Source organism: Limnobacter sp., from assembly GCF_046297615.1.
Classification (GTDB): Bacteria; Pseudomonadota; Gammaproteobacteria; order Burkholderiales; family Burkholderiaceae_B; genus Limnobacter.
In genome coordinates this window covers 766,901-786,047 of the sequence record NZ_JBKBHM010000001.1, presented here as the reverse complement: position 1 = coordinate 786,047, position 19,147 = coordinate 766,901, and the positions used below count along the sequence as shown (strand labels likewise).

Genomic DNA, 19,147 nt, shown 5'->3' with positions numbered 1-19,147 from the left:
GTCATGCCGAACCAACCACCACTCAGCCGCCTGCCCTCCCCCATCACCGTGATGTGGTGTGGGGCGTTCATCATGACCCTGTCTTTGGGTATCCGGCATTCGTTCGGCCTCTTCCTGCAACCCATGAGCCTGGACAATGGCTGGGGACGCGAAGTATTTGCCCTGTCCATCGCCCTGCAAAACCTGACCTGGGGCCTGGTGCAACCCGTGGTGGGTCGGCTGGCCGACCGGCACGGCGCCGCCCTCACCATGGTAGGCGGGGGCATTCTGTACGCGCTTGGGCTGGTGTTGATGAGCCACGCCAACAGCCCTGGCCTTCTGGCCTTAAGTGCTGGCCTGCTGATTGGCCTGGGCCTGAGCGGCACCACATTCCCGGTGGTGTTTGGCGCCATCAGCCGCGTGATGCCGGCCGAACAACGCAGCATGGCCATGGGCATCAGCATGGCGCTGGGGTCGCTGGGCCAGTTCGCCTTTCTGCCCGGTGGTCTGTTTTTGATCAACCACACCGGCTGGTCGGAGACACTGCTGATTTTCTCGGCCCTGGCCCTGTTGATTCTGGCCTTGGCCTACCCCCTGTTGCGTTTGGGCAAACCCGCTTCTGAAACCGCAACCAGCAATAACCCAGCCCCATTGGGTGTGGGGGCCACATTGGCCCGTGCCCTGCGCCACAGGCCCTTCCAGATGCTCAGCTTCGGTTACTTTGTGTGCGGGTTTCAGGTGATTTTCATCAGCGTACACCTGCCCAGCTACATTCTGGACAAAGGCATTGTGGCCACCGCAGGCAGCAATGCATTGGCACTGATCGGCCTGTTCAACATACTGGGCAGCTACCTGGCCGGGCTGTGGGGTGGGCGCATTCGAAAACCCTTGCTGCTGACCGGCATCTACGGCCTTCGCGCGGTGGTGATTGTGGCCTTCCTCAGCCTGCCCCTGAGCGAATGGTCTGTTTACCTGTTTGCGGCCTGCATGGGCGTGCTGTGGCTGTCCACCGTGCCCTTAACCACGGGCACCGTGGGCGTGATGTTCGGCGTGGGCAATGTGGGCATGCTGGGTGGGCTGGTGTTTCTGTTCCACCAACTGGGCGCCTTCATCGGTGGGTGGCTGGGCGGTGCGCTGTTCGACCTCACCGGCAGCTACACGCTGGTGTGGTGGATTTCAATTGCGCTGAGTGTGGTGGCCGCCGCAGTGAACTGGCCGATTGCCGAAAAAGCCTGGGCGGCGCCAAACCACAAACCGGTGGCTGCATGACAGACCCACGCCACCAAACCCGGTTGCTGCCGGGCTGGGCCAAGCTTGCGCTGCTGGCCATGGCCCTGCTGGCGGCTGCGGCCTACCTGAGCCCAGACATGCGCGCGGTGTTTGTCGCCGCATGGGCGGCGTGCCTTTGAAGTTAAAACCACCCATACACCCAAGGCACCAACACAGCCCCCACCACACCGTGCAGGCCCATGCCCAGGCTGGCGTACCGCCCAGCCTCGGGGTGAACCACAAAAGCCCTCGCCGCACCCAAGCCATGCGCTGCCACACCACTTGAAAAGCCGCGCACCCACCACCGGGTTAAACCCATGGCATTGAACACGGGCGTGACCAGCGCCGCGCCCAACACCCCGGTGAGAATGGCAAACACCGCAGTCAATGTGGGCGATGCGCCAATGCGGTCACTGATGCCCATGGCAATCGGTGAAGTGATGGACTTGGCCCACAAGGCATGAACAATTGCAGGGTCAAGGCCCAGCAAACGGGCCAGGCCCACAGCACTGGCCATAGACACCAGCGCGCCCACCAACAAGGCAGCCATCAGCATCAACACCCGCTGCAATACACGCCCCTGCACGCTGCGCAAGCCGTGGTAAATGGGTATGGCCAAAGCAACCGTGGCAGTGCCCAACAGAAAATGCACAAACTGGGCCCCTGCGAAATAATCGGTGTACGACCAACCCGTGAGCTGTAAACCGGTGGCCAACAACACCACGGCAATCAGTGTGGGGTTGACCAAGGGGTGTCGCCCACAACGCTCGGCACACCAAACCCCAAACTGATACACCAGCAGCGTGACAAACAAGGCAAACAGCGGGTTGCCCGACAGGTACACCCACACATTGGGCCAGTCGATCAACTGCCTGAAATTGACAGGGTTCATGGCTGCTCGTCCTCGCGCTCAACGCGATGCGCCAACGTATTCAGCACCCAAGCCACCGCCACCAAGGTGGCCAGCACACTGCCCACCAACACCAGCATCAAAGGGCCCGCGACCGGCCACAACGCGGGCAGAAACACCACCACCCCCACGGCCACGGGTACAAACAGAATGCCCAGGTTGCTGCTGAACACCTGCGCCGTGTGGTCAAGGTACCCCGGCACCCCACGCTGCCAAGTGCACCACCCCAACAGCAGCAGCAAGCCCAGCACGGGGCCGGGTATGGCGGCTAGCCACCAAAGGTGCAACAACTCCCCTGCCGTTTGGAACGCCAAAAGTACGGTCAAAGCCTTTAACATGGGATACCTTCCGGGCGTGGGAGTAGCCCTATCGCCCTATTGAATCGTTGATTGTTTGTTACCTGTACCGGAATCTTCCCATGAAACTGTCCATCAAACCCGTCGTGCATTACACCCTGCTGGCCACCGCAGCCCTGTCCGCCGGTTGCGCCAACCTTCAACAACCCGCCCAACAAGCCCAGCCTGCACCCAATTCTCCATTCAGCGTAGCCGGTTGCCCACTGGCCCCCGAACGCCCCGTGGACAACACCAAGAAGATTATTGGCACCGCCGCCGGTGCCATTGGCGGTGCGGTGGTGGGCAAAGCGGTGGGCGGCAAGAACTCGGCCCTGCTGGGTGCTGGCTTGGGTGGCTTGTTTGGTTACCTGGTAGGCAGCCAGATCGCCGTGCGTGAACAGGCCGATGGCTCGGTGATGCTCGACATTCCCGGTGCAGCCTTGTTTGACACCAACAAAACCGCCATCAAACCGCAGTTTGCCAGCACGCTGGACCAGATTGCCGCCACCCTGCGCGACAACCCCGGCACCATTGTGTGCGTCATTGGCTACACCGACAGTGTGGGCGGAGACGCCTTCAACCAGGACCTCTCCCAACGCCGTGCGCAGTCGGTCACCGGCTTTCTCGTCAACAAAGGCGTGGACTCCACACGCCTGACCGCCGCTGGCCTGGGTGAACGATTCCCCGTGGGCAGCAACGACACTGAAGCTGGCCGCGCACAAAACCGCCGCGTGGAAATGTACGTGCGCAACTGACCTTGGGCGGACCCGCTCGGGAACAACCGCGCTCCCAATGCCCACTCAGTCTGTTTAACTGAGTGGGCAACCATGATGCAATCCAGTTCGGCCGCGAACACCAGTAATGCGGCACCTCCTCAACCGACGTTGCACGTTGAAATGTCGTTCTCGGTTCAACCCTCTAGGGGCTTGGAAGAATGCGGTCGAGAGTTTCGGTGGGCCGTACAGGCGCTGGCCAAGCGGCTTATGGCCCATGGCGTGCGGTTGTCAGCCGATCAAGCCCGCCTCTTCAGCATGACAGCAGACAACCCAGACCTTCAAACGAACATCAATCAATACCTGCAACGTCAACCTTGGCCGGACGGCCGTGGAACGCTGCATGAATTCGAGCTGTCTGCTCAACAATTGGCTGGGCAACTGATTGTTTTTTCCGTGCGCCAGCCCAACTCTGCAAAAGTCACTGCTGCAAACGTCACAGTTGCAAACCTCGTTCCTACCCCACTTTATTTTGGATTGGCAACCAATCAACCCGGACTGGCGATATACAGCGATGTGCTTCAAATCGACCTTGGACACGATGATGTAACGATCAAAGCGCAGATTCTAACGACCATCAACGCGCTGCTTGATGCCGCTTGCAAAGCGGTCTGGGTGCCCAGTGCCGCTTTGGATTTGGAGTCATCCCCAATGGGCCTGAAGGTGGCTGTCATGCCGGACAGGATTAGGGCGGCCGCACCCCGTGTAACCCCAGACGGGAAAAAGCGTCCGCCTCACCTCACTCTCGTTGTGACCGCCCAGCCGCCCAACTTGGGCATTCAGGCCCTATTAAAGCAGGCTGACGACACACAGCTTGACCTGCTGGCCGACGCGGCGCCGCTGATATGGCCTGTGTTCCCCCTCGTACAGAAGCATGGGGCCTGACGACGCCCGAATTCGGCGCGTTGAGTTTTGATCAGAAAACCCGCTGCACCATGAACAACGGCCTCTGAAAGAGGCCGTTGCTGTTTACATCGAAGGGGCTTATGCAAGCCCCTTAATCATCACGCGGCTGGCTTGTCGCGCAGTTCGCGGCGCAGAATTTTGCCCACTGGGGTTTTGGGCAACTCGTCGCGGAATTCCACGAAGCTTGGAATCTTGTAGCCGGTCAAACCCTTGCGGCAATGCGCAATCAGGTCTTCTTTGGTGATTGCCGGGTCTTTCTTGACCACCACCAGCTTCACTTTCTCGCCGGTCACTGGGTCGGGCACGCCCACCACGCCACACTCCAACACGCCGGGGTGCTGGGCAACCACGTCTTCGATCTCGTTGGGGAACACGTTGAAGCCGCTGACGATGATCATGTCTTTTTTGCGGTCCACAATCTTCAGGAAGCCCTGCTCGTCCATGGTGCCGATGTCACCCGTGGCCAGCCAGCCATCCTTGTCGATGGTTTTTGCGGTTTCTTCAGGGCGGTTCAGGTAGCCGAGCATCACTTGAGGGCCACGCACACAAATCTCACCAGGCTCGTTCAAGCCCACCCAAAGGCCATTGTCACCACGCAGGCGAACTTCGGTGCCGGGCAGGGGCAGGCCCACATTGCCGCGGAAGGCGGGGCGCTCTGCACCATGCAATGGGGGAACGGACACCACGGGTGAAGTTTCGGTCATGCCGAAGCCCTCGGAAATGGCGCAGCCAGTCACCTTGTACCAACGCTCGGCGATGGGTTGTTGCAAAGCCATACCGCCGCTCATCGCAAACTTCATCTTGGAAAAATCGCGGCTGCAGAATTCTTCATTGTTCAGGAAGGCGTTGAACAGGGTGTTCACCGCAGTAATCACATGGAACTCTTCCTTGCGCAGCACTTTCATGACGGTGCCCACATCACGCGGGTTGGCAATCAGAATGTTGCGAGCGCCGAAAGTCATGAACAGCATGCAGTTCACGGCCAACGCGTAGATGTGGTACAGCGGCAGCATGGTCACCACGGTGATGGGGTCCTTGCCGATGGCTTCGCTCATCCACGCCAAGCCCTGCTCAAGGTTACTCATCAGGTTGCGTTGGGTCAGCATGGCGCCCTTGGACACGCCCGTGGTACCGCCGGTGTATTGCAGCAGTGCCACATCGTCCAGCTGCGGGTTGGGTTTGGGGTAGCTCACGCCCTTGCCTGCGGCCAGTGCCTTTTTCACAGCCACTGCATTGGGCAGGCTGTAGGGCACCACCATCTTTTTGACCTTGCGCATCACGAAGTTGACGATCAGGCCTTTCAAACCGCCCAGCAGGTCGCCAAGCTGGGTAATCACGATGTTCTTGACCTTGGTGCCTTCCAGCGCATTCTGCAGGGTGTTGGCAAAGTTCTCGAACACCACAATGGTCTCAGCACCTGAATCTTTCAACTGGTGATTCAGCTCGCGCACGGTGTACAGCGGGTTCACGTTGGTGAGGGTACAACCCAGCTTCATGGCGCCGATGAAACACACAGGGAACTGCACGCAGTTGGGCAGCATGATGGCCACCACGTCGCCAGCTTTCACGCCTTGGGTTTTCAGGTAACCGGCAAACTGGTCAGACAACTCGTCGACTTGGCGGTAGGTGAACTCGGTGCCTGCGGACACAAACGCTGGGCGGTCTGCGAATTCCTTCAGGCACTTGGTCATCAGCTCAAGCATGCTGTTGTTGCGCACTGGGGGCATGTCGCCCGACACGCCCGGGGGGTAGCTTTTGGTCCAATACCGGGACTCAAACAGCTCCTGGGCTTCCTTGCTCACAAATCCATTGAATTGGCTGGACGAAACCTGAGCGGCGTCATCGGGACGTGCAGACATGCTTGTATCTCCTTGAAACCGTGTGCAGGCGGCAACAGAAGACCTGTCAGTGTCAGGTTTTGTCTCCCGGCCGAGCCCCGTGCACTCGATTTTTTATTGTGATGTTATGAACTTACGCAGGGCTCTACGATAGCATCGTTCACCCTTTATGGGTAAGCCCCGCGTAAGTTTTTAGACCGCAGTTTCAGGAAAAGTTCGGGTTCAAAGTGAGCGAATTCCACAAAAAGCTGGCTCAATCGGTTCCATCTGAACAAGGCTTGTACTGAATCTTGTGTTCATCGACCCGATCATTCTGACCAGGCAAACTGCCCACATGGGCAATGGAATCCGCCTGCCCCCCACTGGAACATGTCGCGAAGTTGAGCAGAACTGGGCAGTGGTTGCTGTTTGACACAGAGGAAAAGGACTATTGAGTGCCAGGCAAGTCATTGTGGTTCGGCAACCGAGTTGACAAATTCCGGGTGGAACCCACTGCCACTGCGTGTTACTCAGGAGGTCTGCTCCAACCACCTGCCGAACTGCCACCATGCCCACCCCAATCGACCGTTCTTCATCACACGACATAGCACACCCGGCGCAGCCCTCGCCGACATTGACGATTAACAGGCTTGGGCAAGCCGCACTGTTCGGACAAAACGACACCTTGCGCCATTTGCTGTCGCAAAACACCGACCCCGAATCGGTGTGGCACACAATCCCCAACAACGGAAGTGACACCACCCTGTCCAGCATTCAAGTGGCGATCAGCTCACCAAGCAACCCCCACGCCCATGAAACCGTCAAACTGCTGGTTGGGGCATTTCGGTTGAATCAGCGCACACCTCATCGACTCATCGGCCTTGGTCAACCGGCACCCAAAGGCACCCGCCCACCACTGCACCTGGCCGCCCGACTGAATCGCCCAGCTTGCATCCCGCCGCTTCTGGATGGACTGAGCCGTAAAGAGTTGCTGAGTGCCTTAAGCACCACTGACGATCGAGGGCGCACCCCGCTACACATGGCTCTGCTGAATACGAGACCAGATGCAAGGGCTGCAACAATTCATGCATTGCTGCGGCCATTACAGGGCAATGACAAAGTTCGAATTATGCTGGCTGGCATGCGACCGAATGGCGCAACTGCCCTGCACCTGGCCGCCAATATTGGAGACATTGCGTCGATAAATGCCCTACTCAGCCATGCGCCCAATGATGCAGCGCGACATGTGGTACTCAACGCCTGCGACAGGCAATTTCGAACCCCGTTGTATTGGGCGGTAACCTCCGGGTTTAACGCCGACCGAGACAATACAGTACAGGCGTTGCTGGCTGCACAACCGAATGATGACTATCAGCGCGAAATGCTGGATACACCGGGGCACCCCAACCAAAGCCCCTGGAAACACCTCTGCACCACCAACCAGACTGGTGCTTTGAAAGCCATTGCACGCGCGTGCCAATCGACCGCGTTGCGCGCGAACCGGCTGCATGTTCTGTCCAACCACCCAAGCCTTCTAGACGACTACAGGGATGAGTTGATTCGCTTGGGCTTTTACGATCAACAACTGGACAGTCTTATGCAGGCGACGCAAAGAATGTCGCAGACTGCCCGGTTTAGCGCACTAACCCGCCCGCTGATCCCGCCCCAATCGGCGTTACAAGTCATTTGCCACTTGGGCACAGCCGAACAACTTGAACGCGCTCTGCAACTGCTTGACAAACCGGCAGATCGTTTGCGCTGCCTGACCAAAGAGACACCGCCTATGCCATCTCCGATCAAGTGGCTCCTCAGACAAACCGATGACACTGCGCGGACCAACAAACTGAACACCATACTCAATGCACTGCATACCGATGAGTTGCGCTTGGCTTTGTTGGGCCAGACTCAGAACTTCGTTGACTTCCCTCTGATTCATCAGATCGCCGCGCTGGGCGATATCAATTTCTTGAAGGCTGCACTCAACTCTCTAGAGCCCATGAACGCTGAAAAATTGCTGAATCTACCCGATTTTGAGGCGTGCACACCTTTGGATGCTGCCATTGAGGCTGGACACTTGGGCATGGTGAAATTGCTGCTTGATGAAGGGGCCAACCCCATGGGCACATTGGCGTCAAAGGGCAAGGGGCCGCAGAATTCTGCTATTGCCCCTAGAAAGACCAGGCGTTGCACCTCATTGAACTTGGCACTGGGCGTGGGTCGCGCAGACATACTGGAATGCCTGATTGATCACCTGTCGATATCCAACCTCCAAACATTGTTCAACACCCCGAATATGGAGGGTCAACGACCAGCAAAGCAAGCTGAGCAGTTGGGCCAACCGGAGGTGACTGAAATCATCCAGCGCACCCTACTCGCCATCAAACACGGGGCGGTGTGAACACCCCACGCGCTTTCACCTCGGCGCGAGTCAGCACCGGGGTGATGCAGGCATCCACGGCACCGAACACCTGCTCCCAATGGGCCAGGGGCTGGGATGCAATCAAATCCCGCATTTTGGCCAGCATGTCCACGGCGGGCGGCGTGCCGGGCATGGCACCACGGCTCCAGTGAACGTTCACCCAGTCAGGCTTGCCGATGGCCTCGCAAGCCACTTTCCAGAACTTGTGCTCCAGTGAGCCCACCGCCAAGTGGCGGCCATCGGCAGTTCGGTACACGTTGTAGCAGGCCAGCCCCCCGCTGAGCAGGTCGTCCTGATGGCGGGCAGGCTTGCCACTGAGCATCACCCACATCTGCTCCATGCTCTCGGGCATGATGTTTTGCTTCCACAGGTTGTGGGTCATCGACACATCCACAAACGTACCTTGGCCAGTGCGCTGTGCCTTCAGCAGCGCAGCCAGAATGCCCTGAACCGCATAGGACGTGCCGCCCAGCAAATCACCAAACTGCACAGCCGGCACCGGAATGTCGCCCTCGGCGGTTTGCAGGCCAGCCAGCACCCCACTCATGGCCATGTAATTGATGTCATGCCCTGCCTTTTCGGCCATGGCCCCTGCCTGCCCATACCCGGTGATGCAGCACATCACCAGCTTTGGGTTGGCGGCTTTCAGCGTGTCGTAACCACAGCCCATTTCGGCCATGACACCGGGGCGAAAACCGTCGATGAGCACATCGGCCTTGGCAGCGTAGTCTTTAAGAACCTGAATGCCCTCGGCGGTGCGAAAGTCCGCTGTGACAATCTGCTTTTTGCTGTTCAAGGCGGCGTACAACATCGGCATGCTTTTCGCATCGTCACCATGCGGGGGTTCCAGCTTGATGACCGTGGCCCCCATTTGTTGCAACGCCAGTGACGTGGCGGGGCCGGGCAGGTTGCGCGACAGGTCCAGAACAGTGATGCCTTGGAGCAAAGTGGGGTCTTGAATAGGGGCCATGGGAAAAATCCACTGAATGTTCAACCAAACGATTGATTGAATCATAAACCGCCTCAGCCTAACTGGCTTGCCTGAATCGGCCAAAACCCGGAATTACCTGCTCAGTTGCACACCGCAGGAACTTCTTTGGCCACGACCCCCACAAAACGCGTTCCCATTCACACCGGTGCCGCATGCCACCCAAAATTGAACTGGAGCGTTCGCCCAGCCCAACCCGCGCTGACGACACCGAAGACCACAAAAAATTGTGCACCCCAACAGCCCGCCCTATCGCGATGGGACTCAGTGCACTCGGGCAGCGCTTTGTTGATGGCACCGTGGACATTCAAGCCCTTGACCCGGTGGCCGCCATGTTGAAGCAGCACCCGGAAAAACTAGCCGAGTTTTTTTCGGTGCTTTTTACAGGGGCTGCAAGCCAGTACTCCCTGGGGCAAGTGTTGCGGTACTTGGTCATCAAGCCCTCCCGGCCAACCAAATTTCGGCCAACACCACCGGTAAGGCTGACCCTGCATGATCAACTTCACTTTCTCAAACGTTGCGGGGTGGACCTGAACAAAGTACCCATCGCCAAGGATGCGCTTCAAATCCAATCCAACGCCAACCGGCCAGCAGCCACCTTCAATCTGTTGCATTTGGCCGCCACCCTGACAAAAACCCCCGAGTTGCTGTTCACTCTGCTGCAAGACAAAGCAATCGACCCCTGCCAATTAACAAGCGACGGTCTGGACCTGTTGCTGACATTAACCCAAAGCAAGGAAGTTAGCCCACCTGAAGTGGCCCAGATTCTCACCGAGGCTCTGAGAACCTTGCAGATACATCGGCCACCAGACACATGGCGCACGTTACTGGGCATGCTGCCGAATAAGCCTCGCTACCGGGCAGCCAGCTACTTCGCCGTCAATGGCAATGCACGCATGCTGGAAGCCATCATGAATGCTCTGCCCAACAACAACAAAGAACGGGCTCGGTTCATCTCGACCAGGCGTCCATCTACCCAGTGTGTTCAACAAGCGGCAGAAAACTTGCTTGAAGCCTCAGTCAGTCGAATGGGAACTCAAGCACTGGATCACCAATTGCTCGATAAGAATGTGGAAACAGCGACCTGGCTTGCTGACAAGTGGTGGATGCTGAACGACGATAGCTTTCAGCAGTTCCTGCGAGAATCCAGCGGGATGCCCTATCACACCTCCAGATTTCTGGACACATTAGGCCGCAAACATTTGTTCAAGACTGCGACAAGCCTGCTCAAGAGGACTGAGCAAGAGTCAACACAGCATCACGCCACCGTTGTCTCAGCGGCATTCAATGTTCCCGCCACAATCAGGTTTGCAGAGTTTCTAGACCGTGTAGCACTGGGTCAGGCCGACTTTCCTGACATCGGCGAAGTCTTCAGGATCGCGCAGGCCAGGGCCGGAATACCCATGACGTTGCGCGCCCTGCTGGGGCATTTGGAATCGCAACAGACCACTCGTCTGCCTCTGGTACTTCGCCCGTACTTCACATGGAAGCTGCGCCAATCCACAGAGGCACTGAGGGCTGCTCTGCTTGAAACGCTCTCAATCGAACAACTGAACGACGACCAGCAGGTGGAATGCATCAGGCAGGGCTACTTCACGACACTACAACTTAGCGAAACTTTCTCAGGCTTGAACGTGTTGCATGTGCTGGCCTTCAATGACAGCGAAGGCCACTTCACCAAGAAATTGCTCCAGTCGATTCCAGACCTTTCCAACGAGTTACTGATGGACATGCTCAGCAGATACGCCTCGTGGTCCTCTTTCAGAACCGCACCCACGCAAAGGATTGGTCAGCCCCCAACGGAAAACCCGCTTCACTTGGCTGCACGGCTTGGGCACACCGCATTCATACAAACCATCCTGGGGCAATTGACGACGGAAGAATCAAAAAGCAGAGCGGTGAACCTGAGCGCCAATGATAACGCGCATCAACGCAGGTGGACCCCTCTGCATGCCGCGGTGGTTGAAGGCATGCAAGACACAGCCGAATTCTTGATCAAGCAAGGCGCCGACCCCAATGCGGGTAGCCGCCAATCCGAGGATGTTTGGGGCCTGCAACCGATTCACCTGGCCGCCATCCGAGGAGACATCGACATGTTGCTTCTGCTATCAACCCGTGGTGCAAAGGTGCATTACACCATTCCCAACGACGGAGGCAGCCTGAATGTGATCCAACTTGCTGCCTTGTTTGGCCATAACGAAGTGATCGCCAGACTCTACGATCAGCGTTCCGCCTTCGAGGGGCTTGAAGACGAGTTCGTGCCCAACTCTGACGACTCTGACACCGACGCGGACGAACCCAGCCCCAAAGTAAAACAGGCCGCCAAATTGTTTGATGAAGGCGAGTTGATTCATGCCCTCGTTTTAGCCACCATTCAACGCAGGCTTAACACGGTTGAACTACTTTTAGAACTGATTTGCGATATTCAGCCAAAGCCAATAGAAGGGGGTATTGCGCACTTCAAAGACGTTCTACTGACCAACGTAGTGCTTGAGATGATTGAGTGTCATTTTGACGTGGGGAGACGCCTGCACGACGACTACTTGAAAAACGTACCGGGCCTGATAGGGTCACCTGAACCACGGATCGATGCGAGGGACCCAGTAAGACTCTTCATTGATGCACTGATCAAGCTTGGCCTGACAATGGCCCCGGAAGCCGATGAAGAAGTCAATATCATCGTGGAATGCGCGGAGAAAGAATTCAGCGAGTACGGACAGACCCCAGCAGATCAGGCATGGGCCAATGACTTCGTGCGCTTTCTGAAGGCGCGGTCGCAAGAAGACGAAGTACAGCGTCGCTCGCGCTGAAGCGGATGGCATTTGGCCAAAAGTAAAGATGGGGCGAACTTTGCTTAAGCGATGTTCACTCAAGCAACCGCCCCGACAAACAGACACCATGCGCTTCTCAATTCCCTGCCTCACCCCATCAACCATCAACTGCCCAGCGCCCGTTGTTGACCCACACGCTGACCTTCCCTTGCCGCAGCGTTGCCTGCGGGCCATGGATGAGATTGCATCACCGACCCTACCCCAGGCACCGCCCTCAGCAGGGGGGCAAGCGGTTACACCCGCCCGATACCTGCCGAGGTGGACAGGCTATGACCAATACCGAGGCCAGGTTCTCATGGCGCTCAACACACTCCATGATTTTCACAACCTCAATGCCCCGTTCGCCACATCAGCGTGGCACCGGTTGGCGCTGCGTATGGGCATGGCCCATGGGCCGGTGGAAAGTGAACAGTTCGACATCGACTTGCCGCAACTGTTTTTGGAGAGCGCTACACAATTGCGTCGAATGGCGCGTGCGGCAGGGCTACTGAACAACACCAACGCCACAGAGGCGGCTGAATGGCGGGATGCGTTGCGCCCTCTGATCGATGAACTGTCCAATCAGGTGGATGTCTGTGGGCCTGGCGTCATCAGCAACGTGGCCGACACCCACACGCGGCTGATGGCCCTTCTGGACCCACCCAACCTAAGCACCCTGCTTCAGGACATGCGGCTGCAACTGGCCCGTCAACTAATCCTTCAGTTCGTTCAACGACACCAGTACAGAGCGGCCAACTTCGAATTCAATGAGATTCACATGGTGGCTGCACTGCAGAACCATCTGGCCGACCGTTATCAACTGCCAAGCATCGAGGACCGGTACGCCTCAAGCGACTACGTTCGGGATGTGCAAGCCCATTTACCGCAATTGACTGTGGCCCTGAACCGTTGTTTGAGCGCTGCTGGCTTGGCCTGTCGCACGGCCGAACACATGCTGCACCACATTGCAGCCGGTCAGGCTGCCGGGCAGCCGATTTCCTACCCGCAACTGGTGGTATCCCTGAATGCCTTGGACGGCGCATGGGGGCCACTGCACCCCACGCAAGTGTGCGTGTTTGATCAAGACCATCAACCGACAAGCCTGGTCACCCACCCTTTGCAACTGAGTCTTCACCTGCTTGAACGCATACAAACACTCGCAGGCAACCATCAACCACACTGGCCACCACCCCTCAAATTGACGTACTGGGCTGGACACGGGGCGGACACCACACACTTGATACATAACGATGCTTTGGTGTGGAAAGCCAAGACTATCGTAATAGACCAGCAGCCCGAACCCATCGTGTGGGATGACCTGTTTGAACCAGCCTTACTGCGAATTCTTAACGCAAATCAGACGGAAGGAATGGGCCTGCAATTGATCCATGAAGCCATCTTGGCCAAAGCGGACAACAACCTGCCCACGCACGACCGGCAAACTTTTCTGCAGTTGACACCCATGGAACAGAGGGCCTCGCTGTGGTGCACGCTGGGTCAGATGGGCGAGGTGCTGGAAGCCATTCAGCCAGTGATCAACGCACTTGAACGCGGGCTAACCCCGCGTTCACTGGCCAGCTGGGTCATGCATCCGGCGGCCAGTCAACTCGGTATGTCCGCGCTGAGCCATGCACTGCGTAAACCGGGTGTGCTTGACGAAAGCTTCGATTTCTTTGAAAGCCAACACGGGGAGCCGAGCACTAAAGTGCTGTGCCTTGGCTTGGCCTTATTGAACGAAGGCACCATGGAACTGGGCCGGTGCCGCATCAGCCCTGTGTTGTACCGCGCGGTACTTGACCATATTCTGCCGGCAAGCTCACTGCTGCAGAGTTCGCTCCACAAGGCCATGGTTCAGGCCGACACGGAATACCTCACCAATCTTCAGTCAGCGTACCCCAGCGCTGAATTCTTTGCAGCCGCACTTCTCAGCCGGCTGCATGAGTTTCCAAACGCGTCAACACCTGTGGTTCGGTTGTTGGTCAATCAATTGGTCAACGAGCCCGCTAACCACGTGGGCGAACAAAGCCGACTCGAGCCTGAGACCCTCGCAAAATACCTAGAAAGCATCGCGGGCACAGAACTGGGCGACAGCGACACCCAAACTTTACTGAACACCATTCTGGCGACTGCACCGGTGGGTAGCATCACCGAAGCGATGAAAAAACCAACCCTATACAAACTGATTCATTGCGGCAAACCCCAGGCAATCCGCACCTTGCTGCCAGGCCCCACGATGGAATGGACCGCAGAGGACACCGCTCAAGCATGGCAAGAACTGAGGCACTGGGTTGGCGATGACAGTGTGCAGTATCAAAGCACCTCCTTAAGTCTGGCCACCACCTTGCTGAACCTCGGATTGCCCATTGAAGGCATGACTGCCGAAATCATGCAGGCAACCAGCATCAATGGGTCTGCCGCACTGATGCGTCTATGGCTTGAGTCGGGTGCCTCCCCATCCATCACCACCAACAACGGCGACACGCTTTTGCACAACGCCATCTACAACCAGCAGGCTGAGATGGTCTCGGTGCTGTTGCAATTTGGCGCAGCGCTCACAGCCAACAACAACAGACAAACAGCCCTGCAAGTCGCGCTGCGCTGGGGCTTGGTGTCTCAGGCCGTTCGGTTTTATTCCCACCAAGGCGGTTTGAACGCATTGGACGATGACGGCTACGCACCCCTGCACCGCGCCATTCTTGAGATACCAATCCCCCCAGCCTCGGTGGGTGCAGAAGGGGCCTTACATACCCCGGAATACCAATATGCAAAAACACGCATTCAAGCACTGATCGAGGCGGGTGCCGATGTGAACCAACGATGTGGTTTCAATCATGTGGGCAAAACGGCCCTGCACCTCGCCCACCGAATCGCCCACCGCTCTATTCGATACAGCGTGGTTTCACTGCTCATCGAGCATGGCGCCATTTCCAGCACGCTCGACTACAAAGGTCGTCGGCCAGGCATGGTAGGACGCCGCCAAGCAACTTGACCACGCTGGCCTCACACAGAAACCTTTCTACCATTTTTGCCAGGACATGGAGTTGTAATTGTGAAACGAATCGCCCCCTCCCTCTCTGAACGATCACAAGCGTCAGATTCCACCGATCAAACCACTGCGGATAACTTAAAGAAGCCTCGCGTACCATCACGCATTCTCGAGGGCGCCGAACAGCTAGGCCGAGAGTTGGTGATCGCAGCAACTGGCACGAGTACCTCAGTTGTCACAGTACCGCGGGGTAACGGGCCAACTGAGGAAAAAAGATTGATCGATCTGTGGGTTGACAACCCAGATCTGGCGCAGCATCAAATGGAGTGCAGAGCAAAGATTGAAGCTGCAAAGAACGCTAAACGTCAAGCGTTACGTTTGAATAAAGCTGAGGTGTTGAATGAGCAGATCAACAACTGGCATACAAGACTGCGCGCTAAGCCCGACAAAGCCGAAAACATTAGGCTTTCAAACGAACAGGGTTATGTCGAAGTGACTGGCCTCTATCGGCGAAAGGGTGCCGATGACATCTGGCGCTTTTCGCTCAAGTTCGACACCATGAACAGCGGTGAAAAAACCTTGGAAACCATGCGTCGCTTACGTCTATTCGAGTTCGCAGAACTCGGCGCACAATTGAATCTGGATCTTAAGTATACAAGCCTGCCCGCTACCCTACTAGCAGGTGAAGTAGCGGCTGACGACTCACCTCAATGGACCCTGCCCGCTGCAATACAGGAGAATTTCAATTCACTTGATTTGCAACTTCCCCTGCCCTATCAGTTAGACAACGAGCCAACTGAACACAGTGTACTTAAAACACTGAACGTTCAATTAACGGACTCCTTCAATGCAAAGTGTGAGAGCACACTGAAAATTCCCGCTGGTGTTGAGACATTGATGGTCCGTGTGCCGCCCACTTGCCCAAAGGGAACACGGTTCACTGCTCCCAAACAATACCCGGAGAGCCTTCGAACCCTTTCACTGATGTTAGGGGGGTTACCAAATCCGCGTTTGGTCAATTTGCATAAGTTACCACCCAACGTTCAAAACTTGACATTGATCCTGGACATAGTTTCGACAGAGACAAGGAATGATGCGCTTTGCGCCGCTTTGGGTAGAGCGGGCACTTACCATGTGAAGACAGTCGAACTCCGAAATTGGTTTAATCCGAATACACGCACTAGCAAGGTCTACAGCAGCGGCATAAACCACCGATTCGATTGGCCCAACGAAATCAAAACCAAGGGCATGGAAGGGGTATCAAGAATGTGCGAAAACCATTCACTCCAGCCTGTGTTGGTTGAATCCTGGCCTTGGGTTCGTGAGGCTCTGGAAGCCCATCAAGCACAAGCAAGCAGTTAGTCACCCGTTTAGTACGAAACAAAAAAAGCCAGGCTCATTGCATGAGCCTGGCTTTCCATTACCGCACTTCGGGGGTTAGGCCACTACGCGCAGCTTCTCCACCGGTGCACCATGGGGCACGTTGGGCACATTGGCGCATTCAAAGCCCGGTGCATAAGTCACGCCTTCCTTGCCAAAGAATTGCGCTGGCGTGAACTCGTCCACCATGATGGCTTCCAGGCTGAGGCGGTTGGCGCGGTCCAGCAGGGCTTTGTCAGCCGCGCTGATGATGCCTTTGGCCAAGGCCTGTTGGGCCATTTCCTGCACACTGCCCTTGTCCAGTTGCTTGGCACGGCGGGCCTGAATGATTTTGGCTTGCACCACATCGGCCTGCAAGGTGGCCTGGAAGGCCGCCATCAGGCGTTTTACGCCACGGGTGTTGGCCAGCACTTCATCGCTGTCCAGCTCGGCCAGGTCAATCTTGGGCAGGGGCAGGTCACCCAGCAGGCGCGCTGTTTGCGCATCCGACTTGGTGGTCACCTTGGCCACCACAGGCACCAAGCGGTCACGGCGTGCGCCAGTCAACGGGCTGATGCGCAGGGTGAAGTAACCCACAGTGCGCATCCACTTGCCCAGCAGGTTGTCCCCGAAGTTGGCGTAGATGGACTCAAACGCACGCTGCACTTTCTCCAGCGAATACTCCAGGGCGTACTGCACCAAGGGCAGGTCTTCCTTGATTTCACCTTCAGCCACGTAACGGCGCACGGTGGAAATGGCCATCAGTTGCCAGGCCAGTGCATCGGCGAAGTGGCCGGTCAGTTGTTGACGGGCTTTCAACTTGCCACCCACATTGATCAGCGCCATGTCGGTGAGGTAGGCATAGCGGGTGGACGCCCAAGCCAGCTTCTTCAGGTAAGGCGTTACACCGTCGATCTGAGGCACAGTGGCGAAGGCGCCACGTGTCAGGTTCATGCCGATCAAGCGGCCGGTGTTCACCACCATGTGGCCGATCCAGCCCTTCAGGCTTTTGCTGAAGGTGGCCAGGTCGTTGGCTTCCAATGCATTGGCAATGTTGAAGGCGTAGGGGTGGCAACGCACCGCACCCTGACCAAACGTGATCAGCGAGCGGGTCATGATGTTCGCGCCTTCCACGGTGATGGCCACCGGGGCGGAACAGTAACCACGGCCAATGATGTTGTTGGGGCCTTGCATCACGCCGGCACCCGCCATCACGTCCATGGCGTTTTTCACTTGCTCGCGGGACAGCTCGGTGAGATAGGCTTTCCACACTGCGGACACCACGGGTGGCTGCTCGCCATTGTCCAACGCGCTCAATGCAAAAATGCGTGAGCCTTCGGCCAGGTAGGCCATGGCATTGATCTCGGCCAGCTTTTCCTGAATGCCTTCCATTTCAGCAATCGGCATGCCGAACTGCTGACGCACCTTGGCGTAGGCACCAGACGCAGCAGCCGCTGCACGCAGGCCACCCACAGCACCGGCAGGCAGGGACACTGCACGGCCACCGGCCAATTGTTCCATCAGCATGCGCCAGCCTTGGCCTGCGTACTCCGGGCCACCGATGATTTCATCGGCATCCACCACCACGTCTTTACCCACAATGGGGCCGTTGTAGAACGCGTCGCCAATGGGCTGGTGGTGTTTGCCCATTTCCAGGCCTGGGGTGCCACGGTGCACCAAGGCCACGGTAATGCCCGCATCCTCGCCCTTGCCCAGCAGGTTTTGTGGGTCTTGCAGCTTGAAGGCCACGGAAATCAGGTTGGCCACAGGGGCCAAAGTGATGTAGCGCTTGCGGAAGTTCAGCTTGATCTGCACTTTGCCTTCGGCGTTTTTGAAGGCCACACCACGGGCCAGAATGGACGCGGCGTCAGAACCTGCGGTGGGCTCGGTCAAGCCGAAGCAGGGCAGGTAGTGGCCATTGGCCAAGCGGGGCAGGTAGTGGTCTTTCTGGGCCTGTGTGCCGTAGTGCTTGATCAGCTCAGCAGCACCCAGGCTGTTGGGGATCACCACCAAGGTCGACAGCAAAGGGCTGTAGGAGGTCAGCATCGCCATGATGGTGGAGATGGCGTTGGCGGAGAACTCCAAACCACCATAGGCTTGGGGAATCAGAAAGGAATAGAACCCTTTCTGCGCCATGAAGTCGATGGCCTTTTGGGGAATGACGCGTGTGGTGGCCACTTCGTGAGGGTCCACCATGGCGCACAGTTCCTGAACCGGGCCGTCCACGAATTCGCGTTCACGTGGGCTCAGCTTGCTGTAGGGCTCGGCAAAAATTTTGGAAAAATCGGGTTTGCCGGAAAAAACCTGCCCGTCGATCCACACAGTACCGGCTTCAAGGGCCTGACGTTCTGTGGCGGAAATCTGAGGCATGGCCTTGGCCTTGATCAGGCCATTCATGACGGCTTTGAATACCATGGTACTGCTCCTGTGGGAAAAGGTCCGCGTGACGGAAGGTCAGGCGAACTGAATCTTGAACTGTTTGATGTTACACACCAGTAACATGCACTGCAAAAAAATTTTTGTGTGGGTGTACACCTCTACACCCAACGGTGCTGCACCGCACAAACAGTGGCTTTGCAGGCCACTGCTGTGCAGG

General features: G+C 57.2%; 13 protein-coding genes. 8 read left to right on the top strand and 5 right to left on the bottom strand.

What is annotated here, in order from left to right; translation table 11 throughout:
* Positions 1-3 precede the first annotated feature (3 nt).
* Together ACK4FF_RS03670 and ACK4FF_RS03665 are read left to right on the top strand one after the other, a co-directional pair.
* Positions 4-1,248 (top strand): MFS transporter, encoded by a 1,245-nt coding sequence (locus ACK4FF_RS03670; RefSeq protein ID WP_409704706.1) that lies wholly within the window; start codon positions 4-6, stop codon positions 1,246-1,248.
* A complete protein-coding gene (locus ACK4FF_RS03665; RefSeq protein WP_409704704.1) occupies positions 1,245-1,388 on the top strand; it encodes a hypothetical protein in 144 nt (47 codons plus the stop codon). Before ACK4FF_RS03670 ends, ACK4FF_RS03665 begins: the two co-directional genes overlap by 4 nt.
* 2 nt (positions 1,389-1,390) lie before the next feature.
* Here ACK4FF_RS03665 and ACK4FF_RS03660 read toward each other — a convergent pair whose 3' ends face one another.
* A complete protein-coding gene (locus ACK4FF_RS03660) occupies positions 1,391-2,140 on the bottom strand; it encodes an LrgB family protein (protein WP_409704702.1) in 750 nt (249 codons plus the stop codon).
* Entirely contained in the window at positions 2,137-2,496 is a 360-nt protein-coding gene (locus ACK4FF_RS03655) for a CidA/LrgA family protein (RefSeq protein ID WP_409704700.1), read from the bottom strand. The genes ACK4FF_RS03660 and ACK4FF_RS03655 overlap by 4 nt, the downstream gene beginning before the upstream one ends.
* 80 nt (positions 2,497-2,576) lie before the next feature.
* Between ACK4FF_RS03655 and ACK4FF_RS03650 the strand changes: the two genes are divergently transcribed.
* Positions 2,577-3,248: an OmpA family protein gene (locus ACK4FF_RS03650; RefSeq protein WP_409704698.1), complete on the top strand. Its 672-nt coding sequence runs from the start codon at positions 2,577-2,579 to the stop codon at positions 3,246-3,248.
* 72 nt (positions 3,249-3,320) lie between these two features.
* Positions 3,321-4,151, top strand: coding sequence for a hypothetical protein (locus ACK4FF_RS03645; protein ID WP_409704696.1), 831 nt, complete (start codon positions 3,321-3,323; stop codon positions 4,149-4,151).
* Positions 4,152-4,270: 119 nt separating this feature from the next.
* Here ACK4FF_RS03645 and ACK4FF_RS03640 read toward each other — a convergent pair whose 3' ends face one another.
* On the bottom strand, positions 4,271-6,031 hold the full coding sequence (locus tag ACK4FF_RS03640) for an AMP-binding protein (protein WP_409704694.1): 1,761 nt from the start codon (positions 6,029-6,031) through the stop codon (positions 4,271-4,273).
* 526 nt (positions 6,032-6,557) lie between these two features.
* On the opposite strand from ACK4FF_RS03640, the gene ACK4FF_RS03635 reads away from it, so the two are divergent.
* Positions 6,558-8,387 (top strand): ankyrin repeat domain-containing protein, encoded by a 1,830-nt coding sequence (locus ACK4FF_RS03635; protein ID WP_409704692.1) that lies wholly within the window; start codon positions 6,558-6,560, stop codon positions 8,385-8,387.
* Here ACK4FF_RS03635 and ACK4FF_RS03630 read toward each other — a convergent pair.
* On the bottom strand, positions 8,368-9,378 hold the full coding sequence (locus ACK4FF_RS03630; protein ID WP_409704690.1) for a CaiB/BaiF CoA transferase family protein: 1,011 nt from the start codon (positions 9,376-9,378) through the stop codon (positions 8,368-8,370). The genes ACK4FF_RS03635 and ACK4FF_RS03630 overlap by 20 nt on opposite strands.
* A gap of 173 nt (positions 9,379-9,551) precedes the next feature.
* Here ACK4FF_RS03630 and ACK4FF_RS03625 point away from each other — a divergent pair, with 173 nt between their 5' ends.
* From ACK4FF_RS03625 to ACK4FF_RS03615, 3 genes are all read left to right on the top strand, one after another.
* Positions 9,552-12,206, top strand: a complete 2,655-nt coding sequence (locus ACK4FF_RS03625; protein ID WP_409704688.1) for an ankyrin repeat domain-containing protein — start codon at positions 9,552-9,554, stop codon at positions 12,204-12,206.
* Between the two features lie 88 nt (positions 12,207-12,294).
* The gene (locus ACK4FF_RS03620) at positions 12,295-15,195 is read left to right on the top strand and encodes an ankyrin repeat domain-containing protein (RefSeq protein ID WP_409704686.1); all 2,901 of its coding nucleotides are present in this window, start codon (positions 12,295-12,297) and stop codon (positions 15,193-15,195) included.
* Between the two features lie 60 nt (positions 15,196-15,255).
* Complete coding sequence (locus tag ACK4FF_RS03615) at positions 15,256-16,554, top strand: hypothetical protein (RefSeq protein WP_409704684.1); 1,299 nt, start codon at positions 15,256-15,258, stop codon at positions 16,552-16,554.
* A 75-nt stretch (positions 16,555-16,629) separates the two neighbouring features.
* Here the strand turns inward: ACK4FF_RS03615 and ACK4FF_RS03610 are convergent, their stop codons facing one another.
* On the bottom strand, positions 16,630-18,966 hold the full coding sequence (locus tag ACK4FF_RS03610; protein ID WP_409704682.1) for an acyl-CoA dehydrogenase: 2,337 nt from the start codon (positions 18,964-18,966) through the stop codon (positions 16,630-16,632).
* Positions 18,967-19,147 lie beyond the last annotated feature (181 nt).